General features: G+C 62.8%; 27 protein-coding genes. 17 read left to right on the top strand and 10 right to left on the bottom strand.

Annotation, left to right across the window (positions count from 1 at the left end; genetic code table 11):
* Nucleotides 1–21 precede the first annotated feature (21 nt).
* The 17 genes from HALXA_RS20830 to HALXA_RS20750 all read left to right on the top strand — a co-directional run bounded on the left by HALXA_RS20830 (nt 22) and on the right by HALXA_RS20750 (nt 14,725).
* Nucleotides 22–411, top strand: a complete 390-nt coding sequence (locus HALXA_RS20830; protein WP_013876075.1) for a hypothetical protein — start codon at nt 22–24, stop codon at nt 409–411.
* Nucleotides 412–600: 189 nt separating this feature from the next.
* The gene (locus tag HALXA_RS20825) at nt 601–1,302 is read left to right on the top strand and encodes a hypothetical protein (RefSeq protein ID WP_013876074.1); all 702 of its coding nucleotides are present in this window, start codon (nt 601–603) and stop codon (nt 1,300–1,302) included.
* A 209-nt stretch (nt 1,303–1,511) separates the two neighbouring features.
* Entirely contained in the window at nt 1,512–1,964 is a 453-nt protein-coding gene (locus HALXA_RS20820) for a hypothetical protein (RefSeq protein WP_013876073.1), read from the top strand.
* 2 nt (nt 1,965–1,966) lie between these two features.
* Nucleotides 1,967–2,908 (top strand): hypothetical protein, encoded by a 942-nt coding sequence (locus HALXA_RS20815; protein ID WP_013876072.1) that lies wholly within the window; start codon nt 1,967–1,969, stop codon nt 2,906–2,908.
* Complete coding sequence (locus HALXA_RS20810) at nt 2,905–3,144, top strand: hypothetical protein (RefSeq protein ID WP_013876071.1); 240 nt, start codon at nt 2,905–2,907, stop codon at nt 3,142–3,144. The genes HALXA_RS20815 and HALXA_RS20810 overlap by 4 nt, the downstream gene beginning before the upstream one ends.
* Nucleotides 3,141–3,449 (top strand): hypothetical protein, encoded by a 309-nt coding sequence (locus HALXA_RS20805; RefSeq protein WP_013876070.1) that lies wholly within the window; start codon nt 3,141–3,143, stop codon nt 3,447–3,449. Before HALXA_RS20810 ends, HALXA_RS20805 begins: the two co-directional genes overlap by 4 nt.
* A gap of 160 nt (nt 3,450–3,609) precedes the next feature.
* Complete coding sequence (locus HALXA_RS20800; protein ID WP_013876069.1) at nt 3,610–3,825, top strand: hypothetical protein; 216 nt, start codon at nt 3,610–3,612, stop codon at nt 3,823–3,825.
* Nucleotides 3,822–4,406, top strand: a complete 585-nt coding sequence (locus HALXA_RS20795; protein ID WP_013876068.1) for a hypothetical protein — start codon at nt 3,822–3,824, stop codon at nt 4,404–4,406. Before HALXA_RS20800 ends, HALXA_RS20795 begins: the two co-directional genes overlap by 4 nt.
* The gene (locus tag HALXA_RS20790; protein ID WP_013876067.1) at nt 4,403–5,434 is read left to right on the top strand and encodes a hypothetical protein; all 1,032 of its coding nucleotides are present in this window, start codon (nt 4,403–4,405) and stop codon (nt 5,432–5,434) included. Before HALXA_RS20795 ends, HALXA_RS20790 begins: the two co-directional genes overlap by 4 nt.
* Nucleotides 5,434–6,690, top strand: a complete 1,257-nt coding sequence (locus HALXA_RS20785; protein ID WP_049895738.1) for a hypothetical protein — start codon at nt 5,434–5,436, stop codon at nt 6,688–6,690. Before HALXA_RS20790 ends, HALXA_RS20785 begins: the two co-directional genes overlap by 1 nt.
* Nucleotides 6,690–8,306, top strand: a complete 1,617-nt coding sequence (locus tag HALXA_RS20780) for a hypothetical protein (protein ID WP_013876066.1) — start codon at nt 6,690–6,692, stop codon at nt 8,304–8,306. Before HALXA_RS20785 ends, HALXA_RS20780 begins: the two co-directional genes overlap by 1 nt.
* A 21-nt stretch (nt 8,307–8,327) precedes the next feature.
* Nucleotides 8,328–10,691, top strand: a complete 2,364-nt coding sequence (locus HALXA_RS20775; RefSeq protein ID WP_013876065.1) for a hypothetical protein — start codon at nt 8,328–8,330, stop codon at nt 10,689–10,691.
* Between the two features lie 13 nt (nt 10,692–10,704).
* Entirely contained in the window at nt 10,705–11,652 is a 948-nt protein-coding gene (locus tag HALXA_RS20770; protein WP_013876064.1) for a minichromosome maintenance protein MCM, read from the top strand.
* A 282-nt stretch (nt 11,653–11,934) separates the two neighbouring features.
* Nucleotides 11,935–13,437 (top strand): hypothetical protein, encoded by a 1,503-nt coding sequence (locus HALXA_RS20765; RefSeq protein ID WP_013876063.1) that lies wholly within the window; start codon nt 11,935–11,937, stop codon nt 13,435–13,437.
* A gap of 2 nt (nt 13,438–13,439) precedes the next feature.
* Nucleotides 13,440–13,826, top strand: coding sequence for a helix-hairpin-helix domain-containing protein (locus HALXA_RS20760; RefSeq protein WP_013876062.1), 387 nt, complete (start codon nt 13,440–13,442; stop codon nt 13,824–13,826).
* Nucleotides 13,827–13,895: 69 nt separating this feature from the next.
* On the top strand, nt 13,896–14,156 hold the full coding sequence (locus HALXA_RS20755) for a hypothetical protein (RefSeq protein ID WP_013876061.1): 261 nt from the start codon (nt 13,896–13,898) through the stop codon (nt 14,154–14,156).
* 119 nt (nt 14,157–14,275) lie between these two features.
* On the top strand, nt 14,276–14,725 hold the full coding sequence (locus tag HALXA_RS20750; RefSeq protein ID WP_013876060.1) for a hypothetical protein: 450 nt from the start codon (nt 14,276–14,278) through the stop codon (nt 14,723–14,725).
* Here HALXA_RS20750 and HALXA_RS20745 read toward each other — a convergent pair.
* The 10 genes from HALXA_RS20745 to HALXA_RS20705 form a co-directional block, all read right to left on the bottom strand.
* Entirely contained in the window at nt 14,722–15,963 is a 1,242-nt protein-coding gene (locus HALXA_RS20745; RefSeq protein WP_013876059.1) for a tyrosine-type recombinase/integrase, read from the bottom strand. The two genes, HALXA_RS20750 and HALXA_RS20745, sit on opposite strands and share 4 nt — an antisense overlap.
* Complete coding sequence (locus HALXA_RS22340) at nt 15,938–16,111, bottom strand: hypothetical protein (protein ID WP_013876058.1); 174 nt, start codon at nt 16,109–16,111, stop codon at nt 15,938–15,940. The genes HALXA_RS20745 and HALXA_RS22340 overlap by 26 nt, the downstream gene beginning before the upstream one ends.
* A gap of 399 nt (nt 16,112–16,510) precedes the next feature.
* The gene (locus tag HALXA_RS20740) at nt 16,511–16,693 is read right to left on the bottom strand and encodes a hypothetical protein (protein WP_013876057.1); all 183 of its coding nucleotides are present in this window, start codon (nt 16,691–16,693) and stop codon (nt 16,511–16,513) included.
* A 61-nt stretch (nt 16,694–16,754) separates the two neighbouring features.
* A complete protein-coding gene (locus HALXA_RS20735; protein WP_013876056.1) occupies nt 16,755–17,528 on the bottom strand; it encodes a hypothetical protein in 774 nt (257 codons plus the stop codon).
* Nucleotides 17,525–18,232: a hypothetical protein gene (locus HALXA_RS20730; protein ID WP_013876055.1), complete on the bottom strand. Its 708-nt coding sequence runs from the start codon at nt 18,230–18,232 to the stop codon at nt 17,525–17,527. The genes HALXA_RS20735 and HALXA_RS20730 overlap by 4 nt, the downstream gene beginning before the upstream one ends.
* Nucleotides 18,229–18,597 carry a hypothetical protein gene (locus HALXA_RS20725; protein ID WP_148263734.1) on the bottom strand — a complete coding sequence of 123 codons (369 nt, stop codon included), beginning with the start codon at nt 18,595–18,597 and terminating at the stop codon, nt 18,229–18,231. The genes HALXA_RS20730 and HALXA_RS20725 overlap by 4 nt, the downstream gene beginning before the upstream one ends.
* Nucleotides 18,594–19,301 carry a hypothetical protein gene (locus HALXA_RS20720; protein WP_013876053.1) on the bottom strand — a complete coding sequence of 236 codons (708 nt, stop codon included), beginning with the start codon at nt 19,299–19,301 and terminating at the stop codon, nt 18,594–18,596. Before HALXA_RS20720 ends, HALXA_RS20725 begins: the two co-directional genes overlap by 4 nt.
* 3 nt (nt 19,302–19,304) lie before the next feature.
* Entirely contained in the window at nt 19,305–19,814 is a 510-nt protein-coding gene (locus HALXA_RS20715; RefSeq protein ID WP_013876052.1) for a DUF6884 domain-containing protein, read from the bottom strand.
* Nucleotides 19,815–19,898: 84 nt separating this feature from the next.
* Nucleotides 19,899–20,255, bottom strand: a complete 357-nt coding sequence (locus tag HALXA_RS20710; protein WP_013876051.1) for a hypothetical protein — start codon at nt 20,253–20,255, stop codon at nt 19,899–19,901.
* A gap of 144 nt (nt 20,256–20,399) precedes the next feature.
* Nucleotides 20,400–21,068 (bottom strand): PD-(D/E)XK nuclease family protein, encoded by a 669-nt coding sequence (locus HALXA_RS20705; RefSeq protein ID WP_013876050.1) that lies wholly within the window; start codon nt 21,066–21,068, stop codon nt 20,400–20,402.
* Nucleotides 21,069–21,073: the final 5 nt, after the last annotated feature.

The following is a 21,073-nucleotide window of genomic DNA, read 5'->3' as shown; positions in this document are numbered from 1 at the left end:
TCGATTCCGAGAGCGGGTCCTATGGCTACCACAGGCCACCCTCCGACCCTCGAGTCCGAACTGTCGGCGATCGGCGTCGCACTCGAGGGACCATCCGCTGACTACCCGCTGGTCACGCGCCGCGTGCGGGCACTCGTTTCGACCGCCGAGCCCTTCGAAACGCTCCGAGACCTGCTGCGCACCGAATCGCGCCTACGAGTCGATCCGCCCGGCCGCTGGACCGCCGAGAAACAGCAGGCCCGCGAACGCTCGTGGTCCGGCTACGGCTCGGTGGTTCGGCTCCGAAAGCAGGGCCGGCTCGGCCCGTGGACGGTACTCGAGGACGGCGAGGTCCTGGTGTCGGAGGTCGACCGGCGCGTGGCCTTCGAGATCGCGGGCGATCGGATGCAGCGGATTGCGTTCGCGGAGTGACGGCGGCGCTGCGAGTGGGCGACCGGGGCTGGTGCCCCAACGTGCGGGTTCGATTCCTGCCGGTCGTCATGTGCCGTGCTCGAGGCCTGGTATCGAGCATCTGGCAGGCCGGGCTCGCTTTTCTCGAGTTTCGGTGCCAGCACCAATCCGATCACCGACCTCACCCATCCGATCCCCCCTTTCAGTACGATGACACCCAAATCACAATCCCAACAGACGAGACGACAGCTCCTACGCACGTCCGGCGCGGCGCTGGCGACGATCGGCGGTGCCGGGATCGCATCACAGACAGCCAGCGCACAGTCCGACGGCGACTCGCAAGGCATCCTCGCGGACGGCTTCGAGGTTGAGCCGGACCGGTCGGCCTTCCTCAAAGGATACGTTGCCGGGGTCGCAGACCGATTCTCGAGTTACGATGACCCGGCGACACTGGCCGATCGGATGCGCAACGAGTTCAACGCGAATACAGACGCGTGGCTGCGCTACGGGAATTGGCTGCTCGAGGAAGCCGACGTGACGGCCGCCGGTAGCGCAACGGTCGGCGTCGATATCGGAATCTCACGGATTCCGTTCAACGAACCGGAGGACGTCGTCGAGACCCACATCAACGCCGAATACGACGACGGTACGGAGGAGTTCGTCACCCTCGAGTGGCTCGATAGTCCAGTCGATGACCCCGACTTTCAGGTCGGACTCCGGAATCAAGCCGCACAGAACGGCGCGGATGACCTTTCGGAGTTCCGTCGACGGTACATCGGCAAGAGCGAATCTGACCACGAAATCCCCGACGACGAGTATCTGAACGACCTCGCTGGCAAGTACTCGTCGACACTCCGAATTGGCGAAGATTCGCAGACGGTCCTCAACATTCTGCTTGGTCGATCACTGTGATACCCATGCCCTGGAAACGCAATTCTGACGACAGCGACCGACCGTACGGCGACCCGCGACGCGCGGCGAAGATCCGATGGGAGTCCCGCAGCCAACGCGCCATGCGGCGAACTCGAGAAGGGGCCGGCTCACTGCTCGGACTCATCACGTGGCCGCTCCGGGCCGCAGGAAAGGCACTCTCGCGAACGTGGCAACGGAGGCGATAACTCATGCCCTCGATTCGGAAACAGACACGGAAGGCCGGCAGCTACCTCGGGTCGGCACTCGGCGCCCTTGTCCGCATCCCGGCCGCAGCAGTCCGATTCACCGGGACGCAAGCCCGTGGAACGTGGCGCAACGTCCGCGGCTTCCTCGGGTGGCTCTCGATCGATCGGGCGCTGCCGCCGGCGCTGGCCTCGACGATCCGCTGGACGGGCGAGACGGTCCCGACGGCGATCGGCATCGGCGATGAGTCGTCCTACCAGCAGACGGCGGCCGCTAGCGTCTTGCTCATCGTCGCGATCGCGTCGACAGCACTGACCTTCGGCCTCACGCTCGCGGCCGTCGCGTTGCTGATTCCGTTCCTGTTGGTCGGCCTCTGGCGGTTCATCCCGGCGTTCAACACGGTCTGGAAGGACAAGGTCCAGTCTCGAGACGGACGCGTGCCACGGTGGGATCGCTGACCATGTACCGCATACTCGCCGTGTGCTTGCTGCTCGTGCTCGTTCCACTGACCGCGGTCGCGCCGGCGGCCGCGAGCACGGCCCCGGCCGCGTCGCTGGCCGACGAGTCGGACTGTACGACCGTCCGTCATGACGCTTTCCGGACCGACGAGTCGACGATCAATGCGTCACAGAACGGGACGGCAACGAGTCAGACACAGAATACAGAGGTCACAGTTGATACGAACGTCGCCTTTGTCCACCTCTCGGCGAAGAATCCGAACGGCTACTGCGTGAACTACGTCGTCGAAATTAGCCCCGAGGTTATCGATCCGGCCGAACTCGGCACGATCGACGCGAACAACGGGAGCGAGACGGCGACGTGGCACGCGATCCACGACTTCGACGCCGACGAGACCTACACGCAGGTCGAATTCACGCTCGAGGGCGGCGAGGAAGCCACGTTCGCACCGTCGAAACTCCTAGTCAAGTCCTTGAAATGGACTGGGGATGCGAATAACGCGACGGCCGGGTGGTTTCCTGATATCGGTCTCGACTCGATTATCGGTGAGAACGACCTCGAGAAACGGACATACACATTCTCGGCGGAGAACGAGTCCGAAAAGACGGTTTCTGTGTCGCTTCGAAACGAGAGCCTCGGCAAGAGCGTCGAGGAGTATCAGGCGGCCTACCGGACTGACGACCGCGACTGGACGCCGGTCGGGACCGACTCGGAGGAACCGGTGTACCGCCACGAGGTCGACGGCGGTGATGTCGTCAAGTTCACGTTCAACGACCCGAGCGCAGAGGTCGAGTTCACCGCAAATCCATCGGCGCTCGATAAAGGCCGTCACTCGGTACGATCGTACATGAGCGGCGCCGATTGGCTCCGCAATTTGGTCCCCGGATTCACGGGCGGTATGGCCCTTCAACTCCCCGCAGCGGAGGTAACAACCCAACCATGAATTCGTTCAACACAATCGTTCTCATCGGCATCGGCCTCATACTACTCCCGGCGATCATTGCCGGCGGGTGGCTCATCGCCATCGTGCTGGCCGTCATCTGGCTCGCACTGACGTTCGGTGGGAAAGTCGGCCTCGAGGTCTTCAAAGAGCGCCAGTCGGGAGCGACGGCCGCGAAGTACAAGTCCAAACGACGGTCCACAGGCGACCGTGATAACGGCCAGAGGTGGGATCGATGAGCGGCGGCATCCTTGCCCTGGTGGCGATCGCGACGGCGATCTATCTGAGCAAGTTCCTGTTCCAGCGCCACGGTGAGAAATCGGCAACCGTGTCGTCGGCGACGGGACTGACGTCGAACCTGCTCTATTCGACGGTCGCGATTTTCCTGATTCTCAGCAGCGTCGGCTCGAGCCCCGGCTCACTCGTGAGTCCGGGCGCAATCGTCGGGATGGGCCTGCTGATAATCATGCTCTTTCTCGCACAGGGCAACTACCGCGTTCTCAAAGAGTCCGACATCCGAGCGAAGATCGCGGGGCAAACATGATCGGATCGACTCGAGGGCCACCCGTCGGCCCGCCTCTTTTTTGGCGCCCCTGATTGCAGCGAGCTTGGAATCTGCTTGAAATCACGTACACGTCCTGAGACATGCACAATCCACCGATTCGACTCGAGAGACGCATCGTTCCACACGGAGGGCCGCGATAATGGCGCTTCAATTCGCGGGCTCGTTCGATAGCCCCTCGGAATCGACACGCAGGATCTACATTCCGGCCGATATCGTCACCGACTCGGCGTTTCCCTTCGGCCCGAACGACCCCTACGTCCTGCGGGTCTCGAGACACGAAGGCTTCGCCGTGACGCCGCCGGATTCGGACCGCGAGACCATCGAACTACCGCCGATCAACGAGAACATCCTATGAGACCAGCAAAGCGGGCCGCAGAGGCCCAACAGCGACGGAAACGAATCGATCGCCTGTACGAGCATTTCGACGACTGCGTGGCGCTGATTACCGACGCCGAGCTGCAAGACGAAGTACTCGACTGGATGGACGCCGCCGACAAAGCGCCGGCCGCGTCGATCCTGACCCACGTCGAGACCCGCCTCGCGGAGTTCGAAACGGAACACGAGATGTACGCCGTCGACGTCAACGGGGAGGACCACTTCCCCGACGACTGCTCGGACTGCGAGCACTACGGCGTCGCCTGTCCGATCCTCACGAACCGCTACGAACAAATCGAGCGCAAGAAGCTTCGCGAGCGCCTTCGCGGGGCCAGCGAAGACGAGATCAAACGCGAACTCCGGCGCTACGCCGGCAACCACGGCTGTGTTGTCATGATCGAGTTGATCGAAGACTGGGAGCAACAGTACGAATCGATTCTCGAGGACGGGCGGAAGCTTCGCCGTAAAACCCTCGAGATTCTCCGACCCGCCGACGAGCGCGATCGGGCTGACGCCGAAATCGGTGAGACGGTTGCGGACGCCACGGAGGGCCGACCATGAACTGGAACTACGTGCTGATCGGCGCCGTCGTTGTCGGGATTCTGCTCGTGCTCGGCTATCTCGTCGAGCGGTGGGGCGTCTTCGAGGACTCGCGGGCGGCGACCGGCGCCGACCGGGTCAACCGCACCGAGACCGGCCCCGAGACACGACCTCGGATTCCGGTGCGGGATAAGCCCCGCCAACTCCCGGTCGAACTCAAGATCATTTCGTTCTGCCTGCTCGCGATCTGTGGCGTCGTCGGCTTCTACACCTACCAGTTCCTCAAAAACGGGAGTCCCGCCGAGTTCGGCTACACGACGCAGGTCCAGTACGCACTCGTCGCGTTCGTCGCCCTCGGCGCCGGCGTCGCCTACCGCGGCTACAAGGATTCCTCGGTCGGCGAGGTCCACGTCGTCTACGAATCCGAAGACGGCGAACAGGCCGAAAGCGAGGAGACGATCTACTACGACCGGAACGCCGTCGAGTACCAGGAAGACGGCTCGATGCTGGTGCAAGAACTGCGCGATGAACGGATCTTCGGGCTCTTTCGCCGGCGTAAACTCGCCGGTCACGACCGGAAACTCCGGTCGGATCGGCCACTCGGCGATATCGTGACGCACGAAATCCACAGTGACGCGACGAAACTCGAGGACGGCAAGTGGGAAATGCGAACGCAGGGCCAGATCACGATCGACGGCGGGACGAACAACGCCGCTGACTACCGGTACCACCCGCCGCTGCGGCTGCCCTACGAGAAACAGGTCAAACAGCAAGAGGAAATGCGGAAGATGGAAATCGAGAAGAAATCCCTTCGGGCGCAACTCGCTGAGGCGCACAACCAGATTGACGACCTCGTGACGATTCTCGAGAACGGCGAATACCGACAGCGTGAGCAAGTGATGGACGAACTGCGTGAAGTGAAGGAACTCGTCGGTGAGACAAACGAGGATATCCGAATCGAATCGGCCCGCGGCCACCAGCGCCGCCAGATCAATGGGCAGGGCGATATCCCCAACCGCGAGAACGGCACCAAAGGAGGTGAGGCCTAATGCGACGGTCACTCGCTATCCTCGCGGTCTGTCTCGTCGTCCTGAGCGCCGTCGTGCCGGCCGCTGGCGCGGCGAGTCCGCAGGCCGATCGTGGGGCCACAGATTCGTCCCCGGCGCTGTACGCACTCCAAGAGAGCAACGAGACGACGTCCAACAACACGTCGACCGATTCCGGCCCGACGACGGCCGATCAGGTCCGGGTCAATCCGGTCCAACTGGACGTCGACTATCACTCCGTTGAGGTCGTCGACGAGGACGCGACGTTCAACACGACCGGCGAGTTCGTCATGTTCACGACGACCGAGCCCGTCGACGCGGCCCGGATCACCCAGTCCAACGCCGAGGCTCGCGTCCTCGATGGCGGCCAGACCGTCCGCGTCGAGTACGACGAGGGCGCCGCCCCGCCGGACGAACAGTCGCTGTATACGCTCGAGTTGTTCTTCGCCGACGACTCGTCGAAGGCGATCGATCTGTACGCCTCCGAGACCGAGCAAAGCGTCGAAGCGGCGGCGCTCCAAGAGTGGGAACCGGTCATCGACAAGTGGCAAGACTTCGCCGAGGAGCACGGCTACGAGACCGACCCCGACGGCGTTGAAGCCTACCTCGAGTGGGTCGACGACCGCGCCCAGCTCGTCGACGGCTTCCTCACCGAACTCGCCGCGCAGTCGATCGGCTGGCTCATTGCCGGGTTGATGAATCCGCTGAACGTGATTATCGGCCTCTCGCTCGCCGCGCTGGCGATGTGGCGCCGGCGCTCGAAACACGGCGAGATTGCCGACGCCCTCTCGAGCATGGCCGGTCGCTACGAACAGGAATTGATGAAACTCGAGAACGACCGCCAGACCGCGAAACGCACGGCCGACGACGAACGACTCTCCGAAGTGGCGGCGATCGGTTCCTACGCGGACTACTACGAGGATGCGTTCGGCGTCAAGTCACCGGCGCAACTCGCTCACCTCGTGGCCGAAGGCGAAGCCAAGCGGACGAAAGACGGCCTCGAGATGGTCCATCACGGCGCCGACGACCTCGATACTGAGGATCTGCATGACACGTGGCTCGAGCCCGTGCTGCGGCATATCCCACACGAACGACAGGTCGTGAATCACCTGCTACAGACGGTCAAATACATGGAATCGGAACACAACCTCGGCGCACTCTACCGCGATACGCGCGAAGACCTCGAAGTGATGCTCGACGACCTTGAGCGCAAAGAGACGCAACTGACCGGCGCTCCGGCCGCCGCGGGGGATGACTAATGCTCGAGCAACATCCGCCCCTCGTTGCGCTCGCTCTTGCCGGACTGACGCTCGCCCTGATCGGCGTCCTGTGGCTGTTCGGCGGCCGCCTTCGGGCGCTCGGGACGTCGCTTCGCTACCGGTGCAAACAGGCACTCGTGCGGTTCGTGATGGGTGGCTCGCACCCGAACACGTCGCGACTGCTGGCCGCGGTCGTCGTCGGTAGCGGGCTCGTCGCCGGCGTCGGCTTCCTCGGGTTGCTGGTCAACGAGGCCGAAACCAGCACCTCGAGCGCCCCGATCGTGACGACGCTGCTCTCGCTCGCGACGAACCCGTGGGTGTGGGCGCTCGCGATTGTCCTGCTGTTCCGGTCGCTGCTGTTTTTCGGCGACCGACTGCTGTCCCGTATCGCCGCCGAGAAATCGGGGTACAACTACCAGACGGTCCGGCGACTCGCCGAGGAAGCCCGCCAACCGGATCTGGATTCCTGCGAACGCGTCCTCGTCCAGACCGGCGACAGTGCCCAACAGATCGCCCGGTGGCTCCTCGATGCATTCGACGGGAACGGCCACGACGCACCGACGTTCAACCCACCGGGGGCCGACGGCGAGTCTGACGAGACGGTCGGCGAGACCGACGTGCTCGAGGTCCCCGACCGCGCCGAGCCGATTGACGTCGACCCGCCGACTGACGAGACCGACGCGGACGACGAACCCGACTTCTGGACGCAACTTCGGTTGTTCCGCCTCGAGTTAGGGTCGGCCGTCGACCTGCATGGCGTCCTCTGGCGCTTCCTCGCGCCGGCCGGCTTCGCGTTCGTCGGTATCCTGCTGTGGCTGCGGATCTGGATTCAACTCTGGATGATCCCGGTCGTGATTGCGGCGTCGGTGTTCGTCGGCGCCGTCTACTACTGGGCGGTCGACCTCCGACACCGCCGCCGACTCAAGGCGCTGCGCTCGCAGGAAGAACCGACCCGATGGACCGACCTCGCGATCCTCACCAAGACCGTCGAAGTGCCGGAGACGACGATGTACTACGGCTTTTTCGACGGCAACGTGTACGCGAGCGAGGACAAGCACGAACTCGCGCGGACTCTCGCCGACCGGGCAATCGACCGACTCGAGGGGCGCGAACCCGCACCGGCGATCGAGGAAAAGAACGCCTACCTCCTACAGCGGTACCTCCCGATGCTCGAGGCGTGGCGTGAGGAACACGAGAAAGTCGCGATCATGGATCAACTCATCGAGACGGTCCACGACGCGCCAGAGGGAATGATTCCGCGGGACCTCCTCGTTGAGCAGGTCGTCGAGTACGATCGGCGCTATATCGCGTGGGGCCTGCTGTTCGTCGGCCGCGGTCGCGACCCGGATCTCGTTCGCGAGGTCTACCGCGACCTCGTCGACGCCCATGCAATCGTCGAGACGCCGATTACACTCACCAACACCGAAGACGGCACCGAACGAGAGATCGTCGCCGCCTCGCTCGGTGACGAGTCACTCCCGCCGAACGTCGCGCAACTCCGTGGCGAGTTCTCCTCACTGTTCGGCAAGCAGGCGTTCAACACCCGCTACAGCGCCCCAACGATCGACGACGACCCGACGCCCGCGCCGTTCGTCCGGCCGGAGACCCACGACTAACCACTCCCGATTCAATCACCCATGAGCTCCAACGAACTTCACCAGCCGAGTGACAACACTGCGACGCGTGTCGCCGTTCGAAACAAACTGTCCGAAAAGATTCGCCAGCGCCAACGCAAAGAGACGCTGAATACAGAGGCCCACGTCCGTGACCTCATCCGTGACGCCGAGAACGCGATCGTCGGTGAGGAAGATACCGACCGCGAACCGGAGGAGTATCTCGAGGAGTTACACCTCTACCTCTGGCACGACCCGGACCGACCGACGCTGGCCGGCGAGACTACTACGTCGGCGCGGTCGATCTACCGGTTCAACCAGATCCACCGGCGTTTCGAAGCCGGACACGATATCGACCCGTCGACGTGGTTCGAAATCCTCGTCGAAGTCGCGAAGGAACTCGGCTTTGTTGAAGCCTACACTGATCTCACCCAGTACGCGCCGGTCCGCCTCGAGACGCTGGATGACCAGGGCCGCCAGAGCAACGTCGACACGGCGACGGCGATCGGTCGTCGTCGGATTGCGGCTGACGACGCGGCCGACCTCGAAGACCGAGCGGTCGAGATTCCCCACTCGTCGTGCGACCACATCCTCGCGGTTGCACTCCCGCGCTCGGGGAAGGACTCGACAATCACCTCGATCGGGATGAACCTCTACAACGAGCACAACTACTCCTATTTCTCGATTCTCGATGACGGGCGGATGGAGACGCCGATGATCTCCATTCCGAACGACGAGCAGGCGATCCGCAACAACCTCGAGCGGATGGGACAAGACCCCGAGGCGTTCGACGCCGAAGTGTTCGTCCCGGCGATGGACGGGCTGCCGGCGAAACTCCCGTCGAATTTCGTCCCGTTCACGATCGGCATCGACGACCTCACACCGCACCTGATTCTTCGCCTCGCGGGTATCACCCAGTCCGACGCGAACACCGAACAGCGGATCAAGCAGGCACTCGACAAGACCCTCGAGCGAACGGGGGAAGTCACCGAGTTGGTATCGCGCCTACAGGTGTACGCCAAGGAAATGGACGCGACGATCGAGTGGACCGAAAAGCGTGAGACCGGCAGCGGCGACGGCGCCGTCGAAACGAAAAGCGTCCAGTACCACATGGACGCCGAGGACGCACTGAATCAGGCTGCCCAACGACTCGCACACCTCGCCGGCGAGGGGCTGATTGCCTCACCGCGAGCCGAGACGAACATCGACATGGCGTCGGTGATCGCGAACCAAGAGCAGGCCGCGGTCCTCTGTTGTAACTTCCTCCCGCAAGGCCAAGAGGCACTGAAATACACGATCATGGACCTCTGGCTGCGGCTGATCTATAAGGCCCGCGACCAGAACAGCCGCCTCCCGCGAGTCTGTCTCGAGATTCGCGAGCTCAAGAACATCGCGCCGAGTAAACTGGCCGACGTCCGGTACAAGGACACCATCAAGACGCTCAGGCAGACGATTTTCTTCCTCTCGACGCAGGGTGGCTCGCGACGCATCTTGATGCTTGGCTCGACGCAGAAATTGAACGACGTCTACAAGCCGGTTCGGTCGAACATGGCGACGAAGATCCTGCTACGACTCGGCGAGGAGGAAATCGAGACGCTGGACCGCTCGTACAACTTCTCTGACGAACAGATGAACCAACTCTCGGAGTTCGATATCGGGCAGGGCATGATCCTCTACGGCGGGGAAGCCTACTGGCCGATCGAACTTCGGGGCGCACCGTGTGGCCTCGGCCTCGGCGATCGCCACTGGTTGGATCGCTACGGGCAAGCGTGGGGTGCCCGCGTCCGCGAGACCGAGTACGACGGCTGGGGCGGCAAGTACGGCGACTGCGAGTACTGGGTCGATCTGACCGACCGGACCGTCGTCACCGATGACTCGGAACCCGGCGTCGGGACGTGGTATCTGCTCCCCGAAGACTTCGAGGGCGACCCTGCGGCCGACGAGGTCGACCAGGACGCGATCGACGCGGCCCTCGAGCGTCGACGCGACTACCCGGTCAAGTCCGACCTCTCCTTACAGTCGACCGGCTTCGGCGACCGACAGCGCGAACTCTCGCTGCAACAGCAGGATCGGGACACGACGCTCTCGGAGGTCGTCGAACGGCACAACATCCCCGAGGCGATCGCGCCGTGGCTCTCGAAAGAGGCGCCGACGCGCGAGGTGTTGGTCGACACCTGCCGCGTCGTCGACGAGCATGACGACCTCTCACGGCAGGAAGATATCGCCGAACACATCGACTGGACGCGGAGTACGCTGGCGACGCACCTCGGCAAGAGCGATAGTCTCGAGAAATGCATCACCAAGTCCGACGGCACGTACGAGCTCACACCCGTCGGAAAGCGAGCGGCCGAAATCAAGTGGAAGGTCGTGATGGAGGAACTGAAATAGGGGGTACTCGAGTATGGGACAACACGACGACCCCGAAAAGGCGTTCACGGAGTTTTTCACCGGCCCGTACCGCGACGTCGTACAGGATCTCGATGAACAGTATCCCGACGAGCGATCGCTGCGGATCGACTGGCACGAACTCGATGCATGGGACGGCTCGGTTGCCGACGAGTTCCTCCAAAAGCCCGCGCGAATGCGACAGTTCGCGACGAACGCGCTCAATCGGCTCGAGGAGGCATCGGTCCTTGGGGCCAACGTTCGGATCTACAACCTTCCCGAAAAACAGATCGTCCGCGTCGGGAAGTACCGAACGCGCCAACTCGGGAAACTGCTCTCGGTCCGTGGGAAGGTCGTCGACATGGAGGGCGTGACGCCGTACGCCGAAGAAGCGGCCTTCGAATGCCCGCTTTGTGGAACGCTGACGCGAATGCCACAGAGCTACGGCGACCTCATGAAACCGAACGAATGCATGGGGTGCGAACACTCAAAACCCGGATTCCGATTCAAACGAGAACAGTCCGAACTTGTCGATCTACAGAAGATCGTCATCATTCCGCCGGACAGCAATCTCGAGGAACCGCCGGGCTCGATCGCCTTCCTGAAAAACGACCTCGTGGACATGGTCGGCCCCGGCGACCTCGTAACGATTAACGGCATCTACGAGACTTTCACCGGGCAAAGCGAATCGACGCTATCGACGTATATCGAGGCGCTTGACCTCGATATCAAGGAACGAACGGAGATCGACACCTACGGCGCAAGCGAGATCCAAGAGTTCGTCATGGACGCCCTGACCGAGCAGATTACGACCGTCGACGATTTCGCGGTCCAGCGATCGGACATCGTTGACGCGGTCACATCCGAACATGGCGTCCGCCGTGAGGAGGTTGAGGACCAGATCGACGCATTAATCGAGGCCAACGAGATCGGCGCGGAAGGGTCGAAACTGTTCGACCTCTAATCGCGCCACAACCTGTCGCGGTGTCGCCGCACGTCTATCACAGCCAGTGGGTCAGAAGACATGACAAAACGCGTCTCGGCGCCGCACACGCCAATCTCACCGTGTCGTGACTCGAGGTTGTCTCCGTGTCCTGCGCGCTCGCGACAGGTACGCAATACACACTAGAGTCCATCTGAATTCAAACAGAGTTGTTGTCGGACAGACGCCGCGGCGTCCAAGGGGCGGCGGTTGCTGAGAGGGCCACGAACGACCACACCGAGAGACCCGTACTCGAGTTCACATATGCCACCAGATCACACCGACGAGCCACAGCATCGCGACCAAGCAGCACTCCGCGAGTGGATCGACGGCCTCGCCGAGCAGTACAACGTCGACGCTGACGACCTGCTGATCCAGAGTCGCCGGCGCGACCCGATGTACAAGGGCACAGAGGCGGACCACGCGAAAGCAGAGTGGTTCGCGCGGCTGTGGAACGAGGCCGTCGAACAGCGCGAGAGCGACCGCATCCACGTTCGGGGCGTCCACTACCACGTCTACATGTCCGATATGGACGTCGAGCCGCCGACGGACTGCTCGTGGGAGACCTACGATAACACGCAGAAGTGCTACGACTATCTCGAGGAGTGTGCCGTCCTCGCTCGGATTCTCGGCTACATCCCGCTGGACGGGATTATCGACAAACGCGCGGACACGCGGACCGTCACCGAGTACGGAAACCACACTGTCCGGCCCGACCCCGAGGGTTTGCCCGCGCCGACCGGGGTTCGAACGCCCCACATCCCTGACCCCGAGGCGTCAGCGGAGCTCGTCTTCGATCCTGACGAGACCGAGTACTCCGAGTGGGCTGCCGATCGCGTTGCCTCGAGCGCCCGCGAGTGCCTGTCGTTCGACGAGGCCCGGCAGTCGCCCTACCACATCGAACTCTGGTCTGAGAAGACGCTGCCCGATTACATCCGCGGCCGGGGCGGGTTGGCCGCCGAGTACGGCTGCAACGTCGTCGTCGAAGGTGAGGGCGATCTCTCGCTGACCGTCGCGAACGAGCTGGCCCAACGAATCGAGCAGGCCGGGAAGCCCGCGGTGATTCTCTACCTCGCCGATTTCGACCCGAAAGGGTACGACATGCCCGCGAACATGGCGGGCAAACTCGCGTGGCTGAAACAACGCGGCGACCTCGAGCAGCGCGTCGTGATCGAACGGCTCGCGGTGACGACCGACCAGATTGAGGCCCTGGACCTCCCCCGGAAGCCGATCGAGGAGAGTACGTCAACCGGGACCGGCGGCGTCGCGTACAATCGCCGCATCACCGAGTGGGAGCAGGAACACGGCGCCGGCGCGACCGAGTTGAACGCCCTCGAGCAACATCCCGAGGAGTTCCGCCGGATCGTTCGCAAGGCCCTCGAGGAGTACACCGACCCGGACCTCCCGCAGAAAAATGAGCAACGCGGCGACGAGTGGGAGGATGACGTCGAGTCCCGAATCGAAGCCGCACTTCTCGAGGCCGGCGTCGACGACGATCTCGAGGATCTACAGCAGTGGCTCGAGGAGTTCAACGAGGCCTACGCCGAGGTTGCGGACGTGTTCGAACGCCTCCGCGCGAAGATGGACGATGAATCGACGCTCGGTGAGTGGGAGACGATGGTACGGGCGATCCTCCGCGAGACCGAGTTTCCCGTCGCGACGGTCCCCGACGGCGATGCACCGCTGCCCGACGACCCGATCTACGACTCAAGTCGATCCTACGTCGAAAATAAGATGCGGATCGATCGATACCGGGTGTCAGAATAACCATGTTCAGGGACCCATCGTGGCTTTCGGTGCTGATTATCCTCGGGGCTGTCGTGCTGTCTATCCTGTCGACGGTCAAAGAACGCCTCTCGAGTGACCCGAATCCGACCAACCAGCGCGTCGCCGAGCTCCAAGACAAACGCGTCGACGGCCTGATCGACGAGCAAGAGTTCGAACGGCGCCTCGAGTTCGTACTCGACGAGCGCAACGCACGGATTCGGGCCGTCGTCGAGACCGTTCCGGGAATCGGTGACAACCGGTCGAAGGCGATCGCCCGCGAGTACGACGATCTCGAGGACCTACGAGAAAGCGACCGCGAACGCCTCGAGTCGGTACCGGATATTGGCGAGCAACGCGCGGAGAACGTCCTCGAGCGGGTTCGGGAGTAGTCCCTGGACTGGATTCTCGCGGTTCGATTCCGCGCCGGGGCGTGGGTGGCGACCGACCGCCGTGATGCAATGACACAGGCACAGACAGCCGTCTCGAGAGCGAAACCGTACGCGAAACGCTTCGCACAGACCTACCTCGCCGTCGCCGCCCTCGCGATTTGCGGGTGGCTCGTGCTGGCCGCACTGCTCATGCCCGACCTCGTGTTCGACTGGGTCATGGGGCCGCTGGTTGTGATTTCGTCCGTCCAAATGGTCGTGACGAGCACAGCCGTCGCCGGGGCCGCGGTGGCGATCTTCGGCGCTGGCGTCGCGTACGAACGGTATCGGTGATAGACCGTCCGCTCACATCGACTTTTTCGTACCAGAAGGGCGCGCGAGCGGGTTTGGGAGTAGTCAGAGGAGATCTCGACAAAACATACTTACATTCAGGATTCATAGATATTGTCACGATGCCAAGCATCCAAGAACTGAAACGAGAGATTCTCGAAAGCCATGGCGATGACTGGGAGTTCTTCGATGATCCACAGACGTATGTTTACTCACCCGATCCTCGCCTTCGAATCGAACAGTACGGAGATCGAGACAACCGGATGGACTACAACCATACGTGGGTGAACCGCTATCATCATAGCGAGGATACTGAAATGATGGTCTTCAGAGTCTATTTCAACGAATCCCCGATCGACCACCTTCACATCCTCCGAATCGATGAACACCGGTGCAAGATGCCAACACCACATACAGAACCGAGTATAATGGAGGGTCTCGAGTCACGAGACGACTACGATGAAGTGTCGATCTCACGGTATGAGGATGGGATTGGTAGGGCCATGACGGGTGACTGGGAACACTACAAGAACGTGGGCGATATTACAGTCCGCGACGAAGACGGAATTTAATTCCCGAACGCCTCTGCAAGCTTTTCGCGCATGTATTCACGGCGGTACTGTCGCCGTTCGGCTTCCGAGAGATAATTTTTCAAGACCACACTCGCGTCGGAACTGCCCTGGTCTTCGGCGATCGCGTCCAAGTTCTCGAGCAGTTGTTTCTGCGACTCGAGATAGGTCGTGTACCAGAACCGCCGGCCCATCTTCGAGGTCGGCGTCTCACCACGCACACGGACGCCCGCCCGCTCGGCGATCCGTTTGAAGCGGGCCTGTATCGTCTCGCCGACGACGTGGCCGCTGTCGGCCTGCCGGGACGGAAAGAGATAGCCTGACCACTCCCGATCGGTGCTGCCGAGGGCGTCGATCCGGTCGGCCAGCGTCTCCCGGCCGTAGATCAACGCGACCGTACCGGGGCCGTTCTTGCGTTCCTCGAAATAGATGTGCGGGTCGTCGCCCTCGAGTACGAGCTGTGAGACGTGCAAACCGGCGACCTCGTTACGACGCAAGCCCCACCCACAGAGGGCAATGACTAGCAGTTCCTCGTCGGGCGACTGGGTGGCCTCGTACAGCCGCCGGACCTGTGCGCTCGTAAGCGTGGGATTGTCCGGTTCCGAGCGGTCCCAGTCGTACTCCATGTCGATGTTCTCGGCGGGGTTGTACGCGGCTTTCCCGCGGCGTTGCAGGTGCTCGTAGAACTGTGAGACGTCGCCGAGATAGCGGAGTTTCGACCCGTCGCTCTCGAGATCCCGATCGAGTTCGTCGAACACCGCGAGGACACGTTCGATTTCCTCGGCCCGGTACTCGAGGTCGTCGAGTCGGGCGACCAGATCCGCGCGACCGTGGACGTCGCGATAGCACCGCGCGTAGGTCGCGAGCCGCGAGCGTTTCGTTTCGACCGTGCTTTCGGCGAGGTTCCGGCGGCGATCGAGGGTGCGGACGTAGGACTCGAGTTCGTCGACGGTGGTTTCGGCGTCGATACCCCACGGGTACGAGTCCTCAGGATCGGCTTCGAAGTACCCAACCGATTCGAGGAACTCCCCGAGGGTCATATCGTGCTGTTCGCGCAGTGCATCTTGCAGGCCGCCGTAGCCGACCTCGAGTAGATCCTGGTAGGACGGCCGCTCGTCGAGATCGACGCCGGCCCGCCGGAGGTCGGGTTCGATTTCTTTGTTCCAGAACGACCGCAAGTCCTCGAGTGACTTGTGCGACCAGCGGATGTGCTCGCTACTCGTTCTGTCGTTCGTACTCATCGATGAATCCCTCAATTCTCTCAATACCTTCTTCAACCGAGATCTGGCCGTTCTCGAGGTTGCTTTGGACCATATCGAGTTTCGTCACAAACTCGAGGCCGTCAACGCCGATCCGCTCAACGATCTGTTCCTCTTTCTCTCGGTTCATGGGCTCACCTGCTCGAGAAGGCCGTTTGCTCCGGGGTGTGGTGATTCTAAGACGGTCATTTTCGTACTGCTCTGTATTCGTGACAGTCACTAAAAGTTACCGTGTACTGGGTTGTCGCCAGTGGACAACCACAATACACCGTATAGCGGAGAAGGTTGATTGGATTGGAGTAAATCGTATATCGCTATATGGAATTTTCGACTCTATCGCTAGAAACGAATCCGCCGAAAACGAACGTCTGACGCGTTCACGAACGGCTACACGAAACAGAGGGGTTCTATCGGGAAGCAGGAGCGGTCCCGGTGGTCAGTCGGGACCGTGTAACCAAGCCCAAGTGACCGCGCGCCAGCTACTGTCGGCGCGTGGATAACCACGACGCCTAAAGAAATCGGGACGGATCTACACCCTCGCGGCGAAGACCAGCAGCACTACGCCGACGAGAAACATGATCATTCCGACCGGCTCACTGCCGTATGTGGTCCGCTGAGCACCGGTTAAGAGGAATCCGAACCCGAACAGTACTGCGACCACTTGGATGGCGCTGTTAATCAATGCATCAATGATTCCGTCAATGAGTCCCATAATACGTAACTTGAATTTCAGTTATTTGTAAATACCGGCTGCGAAGGGCAAATCGAACCGATCACGCCGTCTTGCCGAACATCCCGAGTCCGCTTTGATACTCGAGTTCGTCAGTTCGGCGGCGCTGGTACGCCTCCCGCGCCTCGGGTTCCACGTCGATCGCGAGCACGTCGACGTCCGATCCGTACTCTCGTTCGGCGGCGATCGCCGCCGGCGCCGTCCCGGCACACGGCACGATCACGCGGTCGCCGGCGTCGGTGTAGGTGCGAATCCAGCCGAGCGCCGGTGCAAGTGGTTTCACAGTCCCCCAGCCCCAGTCTTCGCGCTGATTCCGACAGGCACACCGGAGTTGGTGGTACTCTCGGCCGGCGTAGCCTCGCGGGAGTGGCGCGGCGTTCTTCCAAACGAGGACGGTCGAATAGCCGCCACTCGAGGCGTACATGCCGGGCGTCGACCGGTCGGGTTCGCCGGCCTTGGTGAGTAACGTCGTCTCGTGAACGGCGTAGCAGCCCCGGCCCCAGGTCTCGATCGCGTAGGTGAGCACGCGCGGGCAGAGGTGACTGTCCGTATCGACAGCCAGCACACCGCCGGGCTCGAGGACGCGGTAGCACGCCTCAAGCATGTCCACAACGGTCAGATCCGTCTCAACGCCGGGCTCGCCGGCCACATCGTCGGCTACGTCCTCGTCGAACGGATGGGTGGGATACTCGACGCCGAAGGCACCGTTGCGGTTCGGTCGCGCCCACGCGTCATCGAGGTGGACGAACGCGGCGCTGCCGGCAGGTTCGTCGCGAAGCCGCTCGAGAGCGTCGCCGATCACGTACTCGACGGTCATGCCGACCACTCCGTGACGGTCGCCTGCTTGCTGCCGGGCTCGCCGGGTTCGGGCTCAGGCGATCCGGTCTCTTGGGTCGCCTCCTCGAGTTTGTCGAGATAGTGCCAGTAGCCGTTCTGGAAGATCGACGTCGTATCGCAACTGTCGAACCCGGTTTCGTAGGCCCACACGAGGCCGTCCGCGCCTCCCGGATTCCCGACGTGCGTGCGAAGGCCGTCGGTCAGCGTCGGGTCGTCGTCGTAGTTGTTCGCGAGTTCGACGATGCGATCGCCGTAGGCACGTTTCCACCGCTTCGGCCCGCCGACGAACACGCCTTGACAGCCCCGAATCCGGTCGAACTGCTCCTCGAGCGGGAGGCCCGGTTGCAGCACCCAGTAGCGCATGAGTTCGCCGCTGCCGATCGGGAGTTTGCGTTCCCACAACCACTCGAGGTGCCTGTCGATCGTCGCCTCGGCGTCGCCGTAGACGTCCGGCAGAACGAAGAAATCCGGCGACGTCGGCATTTCGGTGAGCGACCGGTCCAGCGTCTCGTAGTAGGCGTCCGGGTCGAACGAATCCGAGAATGCGCCGTTGTCCACGAAGTACGGCCCGTCGTGGGGCGTCATCTTGGCTGGCGTCCAGCCGTAGCCGTGCGAGTGCGAGGGTGCGTGCTCGCGAGCTTTTCGCAGGTTATCGGGCGACGCACCGGTGTAGTAGAGCCTCATAGCGACGCACCTCCGGCGAACGCCTCGAGTCCGGCCTGTTTCCCGTCGCCGTCCCGATCGGAAGCCGACAGGTGGCGCTCGCGGTTGTGCTCGTGCACGCCCTGGTAGACCGTCTCGAGTCGATCGCAGAACCGATCGGCGACTGACACGCCACCGTCGAACGACTCCGGGCCGTGCTGGCCGAACGGATCGGTCAACGGCATCCGGGCATCCGTCAGCGCCCACCCGATGTTTTCCGGCGGGAGGATCACGACAGGGCGGGCGTGGTCGTCGCACACCCAGTAGCGCCGGATTCCGGGTTCGGTGCCGTGGATTTCGAGCAGGTCGCCACACCGCGGACAGCGGCCGGGATCGCAGTCGGTCACGCCGACCACCCCTCAAGGCCGGCTTGTCCGGTCGCATCGGCGTCGATCTCCCCCTCTGTGTGTTCACGAGCCCACTGTCGCGCCATCGTAACCGCGACCTCGAGCCCGCATTCACTAGGCGTTTCGACGACAGACTCGATTTCAGGATGCCGCGAGCCCGGCCCGTGCGCTTCGGTCCACGGCGTGAGCGCAACGGTCGCCGACCCGCTGCCGCGCCACTCGTGGACGTACAGATACGGGCAGTTTTCCCGGCTGTACTCGTCGGGAACGCGCCGCGTCGGTCGGTCCCCGTCGAACGCGAGGTCGCGGTAGTAGACGATCGCCTCGCGGTTCTCGAGGTAGTACGTCTCGAGTGCGTACCCCGGCGGCGCGTCGAACACGGCCTCGCAGACGTCCGGGTGCGACCACGCGTCGGGGTCGGTCTCGGTCATCCACTCGCAGGCGGCCGCGAAGCCGTCGACGAGCGCGGCGTCGCGATCGTCGTCGTAGTCGATCCGCTCGAGCGTGATATTCGACGCGAATCCCGAGACGCGGTCGTCGGTGACGCGAACGGCCACCGAGCCGATGGTATCGAAGACGCCGATCGAACAGTCGTGCTCGCTCGAGCGCCAGACGTGGCCGTTCGACGTGTCGTCGGTGTCGTAGAGCCACCCGTTGATCGCACACGGCAGCTCGCACGCGTCGGGAATTTCTGGTTTCGGCATGGATTATGCCTCCGAGACGACCGTTCCGATTTCTTCGGCGATCGAGACGTTTTCCGGCCAGTTCAGTTCGTCATTGCACCACGCCATACCGCGACCGACGCCGGTCACGTAGTCGGACGTCTGCCACGGCGTCAGCACGGCCGCCGGAAGCGAATCGAAGTGCGGCCGCAGCGCCCCGACGTAGGTCTTGCTGCCGATCAACACGACCGCGTCGAAGCCCCGATTCTCGAGCACGTTCGCGAGGTCGTCGGCAACCGATCGGCCCCACGCACGGATCGCCATGTCGCTCATTTCGTCGAGCGTCTTGTCGTAGTGCGCAATCTCGGTCTGGTTGTGAACGAGGCCGTACTCCGCGCTCATGATGTAGTAGCCGTCCGAGTGGCAGCCGTAGCGGTCCTTGCACGTGTGAACGCTCGAGTCGTACAGCAGGCGGGCCTCGGTTGAGGCGCCGGCCGGGAGGTCGACTTTGGTCTCACCGCAGGACACGACAGTGCAGATTTTTGGGCGGCTCATTTTACCACGCTCGCGGCCCCTTGCCGTCCATTTCGGATTTGGTCTCTTTCTCGTCGTGCCGTCGGTCGCTCATGTGCTGACGCGTCATCGCTGGCCCTCCGTGACGGCGCGCTCGAGGCGCTGTTTCAGGTCGCCGCTCTTGTCGTAGGGGCCGTTGCCCTCCGCGAGCCACGCGTCGATCTCCCGAGCGAGCCGTCGGCCGGCAGCGTCCGGGTCGTCGGCGGGCCAGTGGTTGCGGTGGGCCGGCCCCTTCGCGACGCCAACGCTGCCCTCCTCGGGGACGACGATTACGACGACGTCGCGCCGGTAGCGGAGATTGCCGCGGTGGTCGCAGACGTCGACCGCGTCTCGAGCGACGTACTTGTAATACGGTGCGGGTTCGTCGACGCGCTCCCAGCCATCCGGGAGCGTCGCGTCGGTTTGGGTCTGTGAAACGGTCATGGGGAACACCGAGTACCACGCTGGTACTCAATCGTAGCTTAGTTACGGTATATCATAAAACTACCGGAGAACGCACGAGTCGGTGACTCTCGAGCGAATCGAGATCAGCGGTACGGCGAAAAAGAACGGCGCGGCGGTCAGCCGTTAATCGAACGTGAGCGTTTCGTTGCCGCAGAGGAAACACCCGCACTTGTCGAACGGCACCTCGCTTTCGCAGGTGGCGAAGCCGTGTTCGTCGATCGCGTCGCGGACGCGGCGGGCTTTCTCGACGATCGCCGCGAAGCGGTCGGGATCGAACTCAAACAGGCCGTCCTCGGGCCACGTCCGGACCTCGAGGTCGCCCTTGTTGACGTAGACGACCTGTCCGTACTCCGCGCCGGTCGCGGCCATGTAGACGTGTATCTGATCGAGGTGGCGCTCTTTCGGCGGGTCGAAGCGGTACCACCCGTTCCGGGACTTGAAGTCGTAGATCGCGTTCGCGGCCGGATCGTAGCAGTCGGTATGCCCGACGAATCGGACGCCGTCGCGCTCGAGGCTGATTTCCTTCTCAAACTCAGCGTCGGCGAGCTGCGGGCCGACGTTCTCCTCGATGAACTCGTGGATCAGGGTGCCGGTTTGGAACGTCCCGAGAATGTCGGTGTGGTCCTTGAGGCCGAGTTTCCCGAGATAGGCCTGTCGCTCGCACGCGGCGATCTGCGAAGGGTGGAACGTCACGGCGTCGCGTTCGACGTGCGACTCGTCGTCGTTCGCCCGCTCGAGGGCGGCTTGCAGTTCTCGTTCGAAGTTGATCGGTTCGGCGTCGGTCGTTGTCATGGGTT

It is taken from the genome of Halopiger xanaduensis SH-6 (genome assembly GCF_000217715.1).
Classification (GTDB): Archaea; Halobacteriota; Halobacteria; order Halobacteriales; family Natrialbaceae; genus Halopiger; species Halopiger xanaduensis.
This window is presented reverse-complemented; position numbering and strand designations above follow the sequence as displayed.

Coding starts and splice junctions, on each gene's coding strand:
- HALXA_RS20830 (WP_013876075.1), top strand. CDS start 22: ATGGCTACCACAGGCCACCCTCCGACCCTCGAGTCCGAACTGTCGGCG.
- HALXA_RS20825 (WP_013876074.1), top strand. CDS start 601: ATGACACCCAAATCACAATCCCAACAGACGAGACGACAGCTCCTACGC.
- HALXA_RS20820 (WP_013876073.1), top strand. CDS start 1,512: ATGCCCTCGATTCGGAAACAGACACGGAAGGCCGGCAGCTACCTCGGG.
- HALXA_RS20815 (WP_013876072.1), top strand. CDS start 1,967: ATGTACCGCATACTCGCCGTGTGCTTGCTGCTCGTGCTCGTTCCACTG.
- HALXA_RS20810 (WP_013876071.1), top strand. CDS start 2,905: ATGAATTCGTTCAACACAATCGTTCTCATCGGCATCGGCCTCATACTA.
- HALXA_RS20805 (WP_013876070.1), top strand. CDS start 3,141: ATGAGCGGCGGCATCCTTGCCCTGGTGGCGATCGCGACGGCGATCTAT.
- HALXA_RS20800 (WP_013876069.1), top strand. CDS start 3,610: ATGGCGCTTCAATTCGCGGGCTCGTTCGATAGCCCCTCGGAATCGACA.
- HALXA_RS20795 (WP_013876068.1), top strand. CDS start 3,822: ATGAGACCAGCAAAGCGGGCCGCAGAGGCCCAACAGCGACGGAAACGA.
- HALXA_RS20790 (WP_013876067.1), top strand. CDS start 4,403: ATGAACTGGAACTACGTGCTGATCGGCGCCGTCGTTGTCGGGATTCTG.
- HALXA_RS20785 (WP_049895738.1), top strand. CDS start 5,434: ATGCGACGGTCACTCGCTATCCTCGCGGTCTGTCTCGTCGTCCTGAGC.
- HALXA_RS20780 (WP_013876066.1), top strand. CDS start 6,690: ATGCTCGAGCAACATCCGCCCCTCGTTGCGCTCGCTCTTGCCGGACTG.
- HALXA_RS20775 (WP_013876065.1), top strand. CDS start 8,328: ATGAGCTCCAACGAACTTCACCAGCCGAGTGACAACACTGCGACGCGT.
- HALXA_RS20770 (WP_013876064.1), top strand. CDS start 10,705: ATGGGACAACACGACGACCCCGAAAAGGCGTTCACGGAGTTTTTCACC.
- HALXA_RS20765 (WP_013876063.1), top strand. CDS start 11,935: ATGCCACCAGATCACACCGACGAGCCACAGCATCGCGACCAAGCAGCA.
- HALXA_RS20760 (WP_013876062.1), top strand. CDS start 13,440: ATGTTCAGGGACCCATCGTGGCTTTCGGTGCTGATTATCCTCGGGGCT.
- HALXA_RS20755 (WP_013876061.1), top strand. CDS start 13,896: ATGACACAGGCACAGACAGCCGTCTCGAGAGCGAAACCGTACGCGAAA.
- HALXA_RS20750 (WP_013876060.1), top strand. CDS start 14,276: ATGCCAAGCATCCAAGAACTGAAACGAGAGATTCTCGAAAGCCATGGC.
- HALXA_RS20745 (WP_013876059.1), bottom strand. CDS start 15,963: ATGAGTACGAACGACAGAACGAGTAGCGAGCACATCCGCTGGTCGCAC.
- HALXA_RS22340 (WP_013876058.1), bottom strand. CDS start 16,111: ATGAACCGAGAGAAAGAGGAACAGATCGTTGAGCGGATCGGCGTTGAC.
- HALXA_RS20740 (WP_013876057.1), bottom strand. CDS start 16,693: ATGGGACTCATTGACGGAATCATTGATGCATTGATTAACAGCGCCATC.
- HALXA_RS20735 (WP_013876056.1), bottom strand. CDS start 17,528: ATGACCGTCGAGTACGTGATCGGCGACGCTCTCGAGCGGCTTCGCGAC.
- HALXA_RS20730 (WP_013876055.1), bottom strand. CDS start 18,232: ATGAGGCTCTACTACACCGGTGCGTCGCCCGATAACCTGCGAAAAGCT.
- HALXA_RS20720 (WP_013876053.1), bottom strand. CDS start 19,301: ATGCCGAAACCAGAAATTCCCGACGCGTGCGAGCTGCCGTGTGCGATC.
- HALXA_RS20715 (WP_013876052.1), bottom strand. CDS start 19,814: ATGAGCCGCCCAAAAATCTGCACTGTCGTGTCCTGCGGTGAGACCAAA.
- HALXA_RS20710 (WP_013876051.1), bottom strand. CDS start 20,255: ATGACCGTTTCACAGACCCAAACCGACGCGACGCTCCCGGATGGCTGG.
- HALXA_RS20705 (WP_013876050.1), bottom strand. CDS start 21,068: ATGACAACGACCGACGCCGAACCGATCAACTTCGAACGAGAACTGCAA.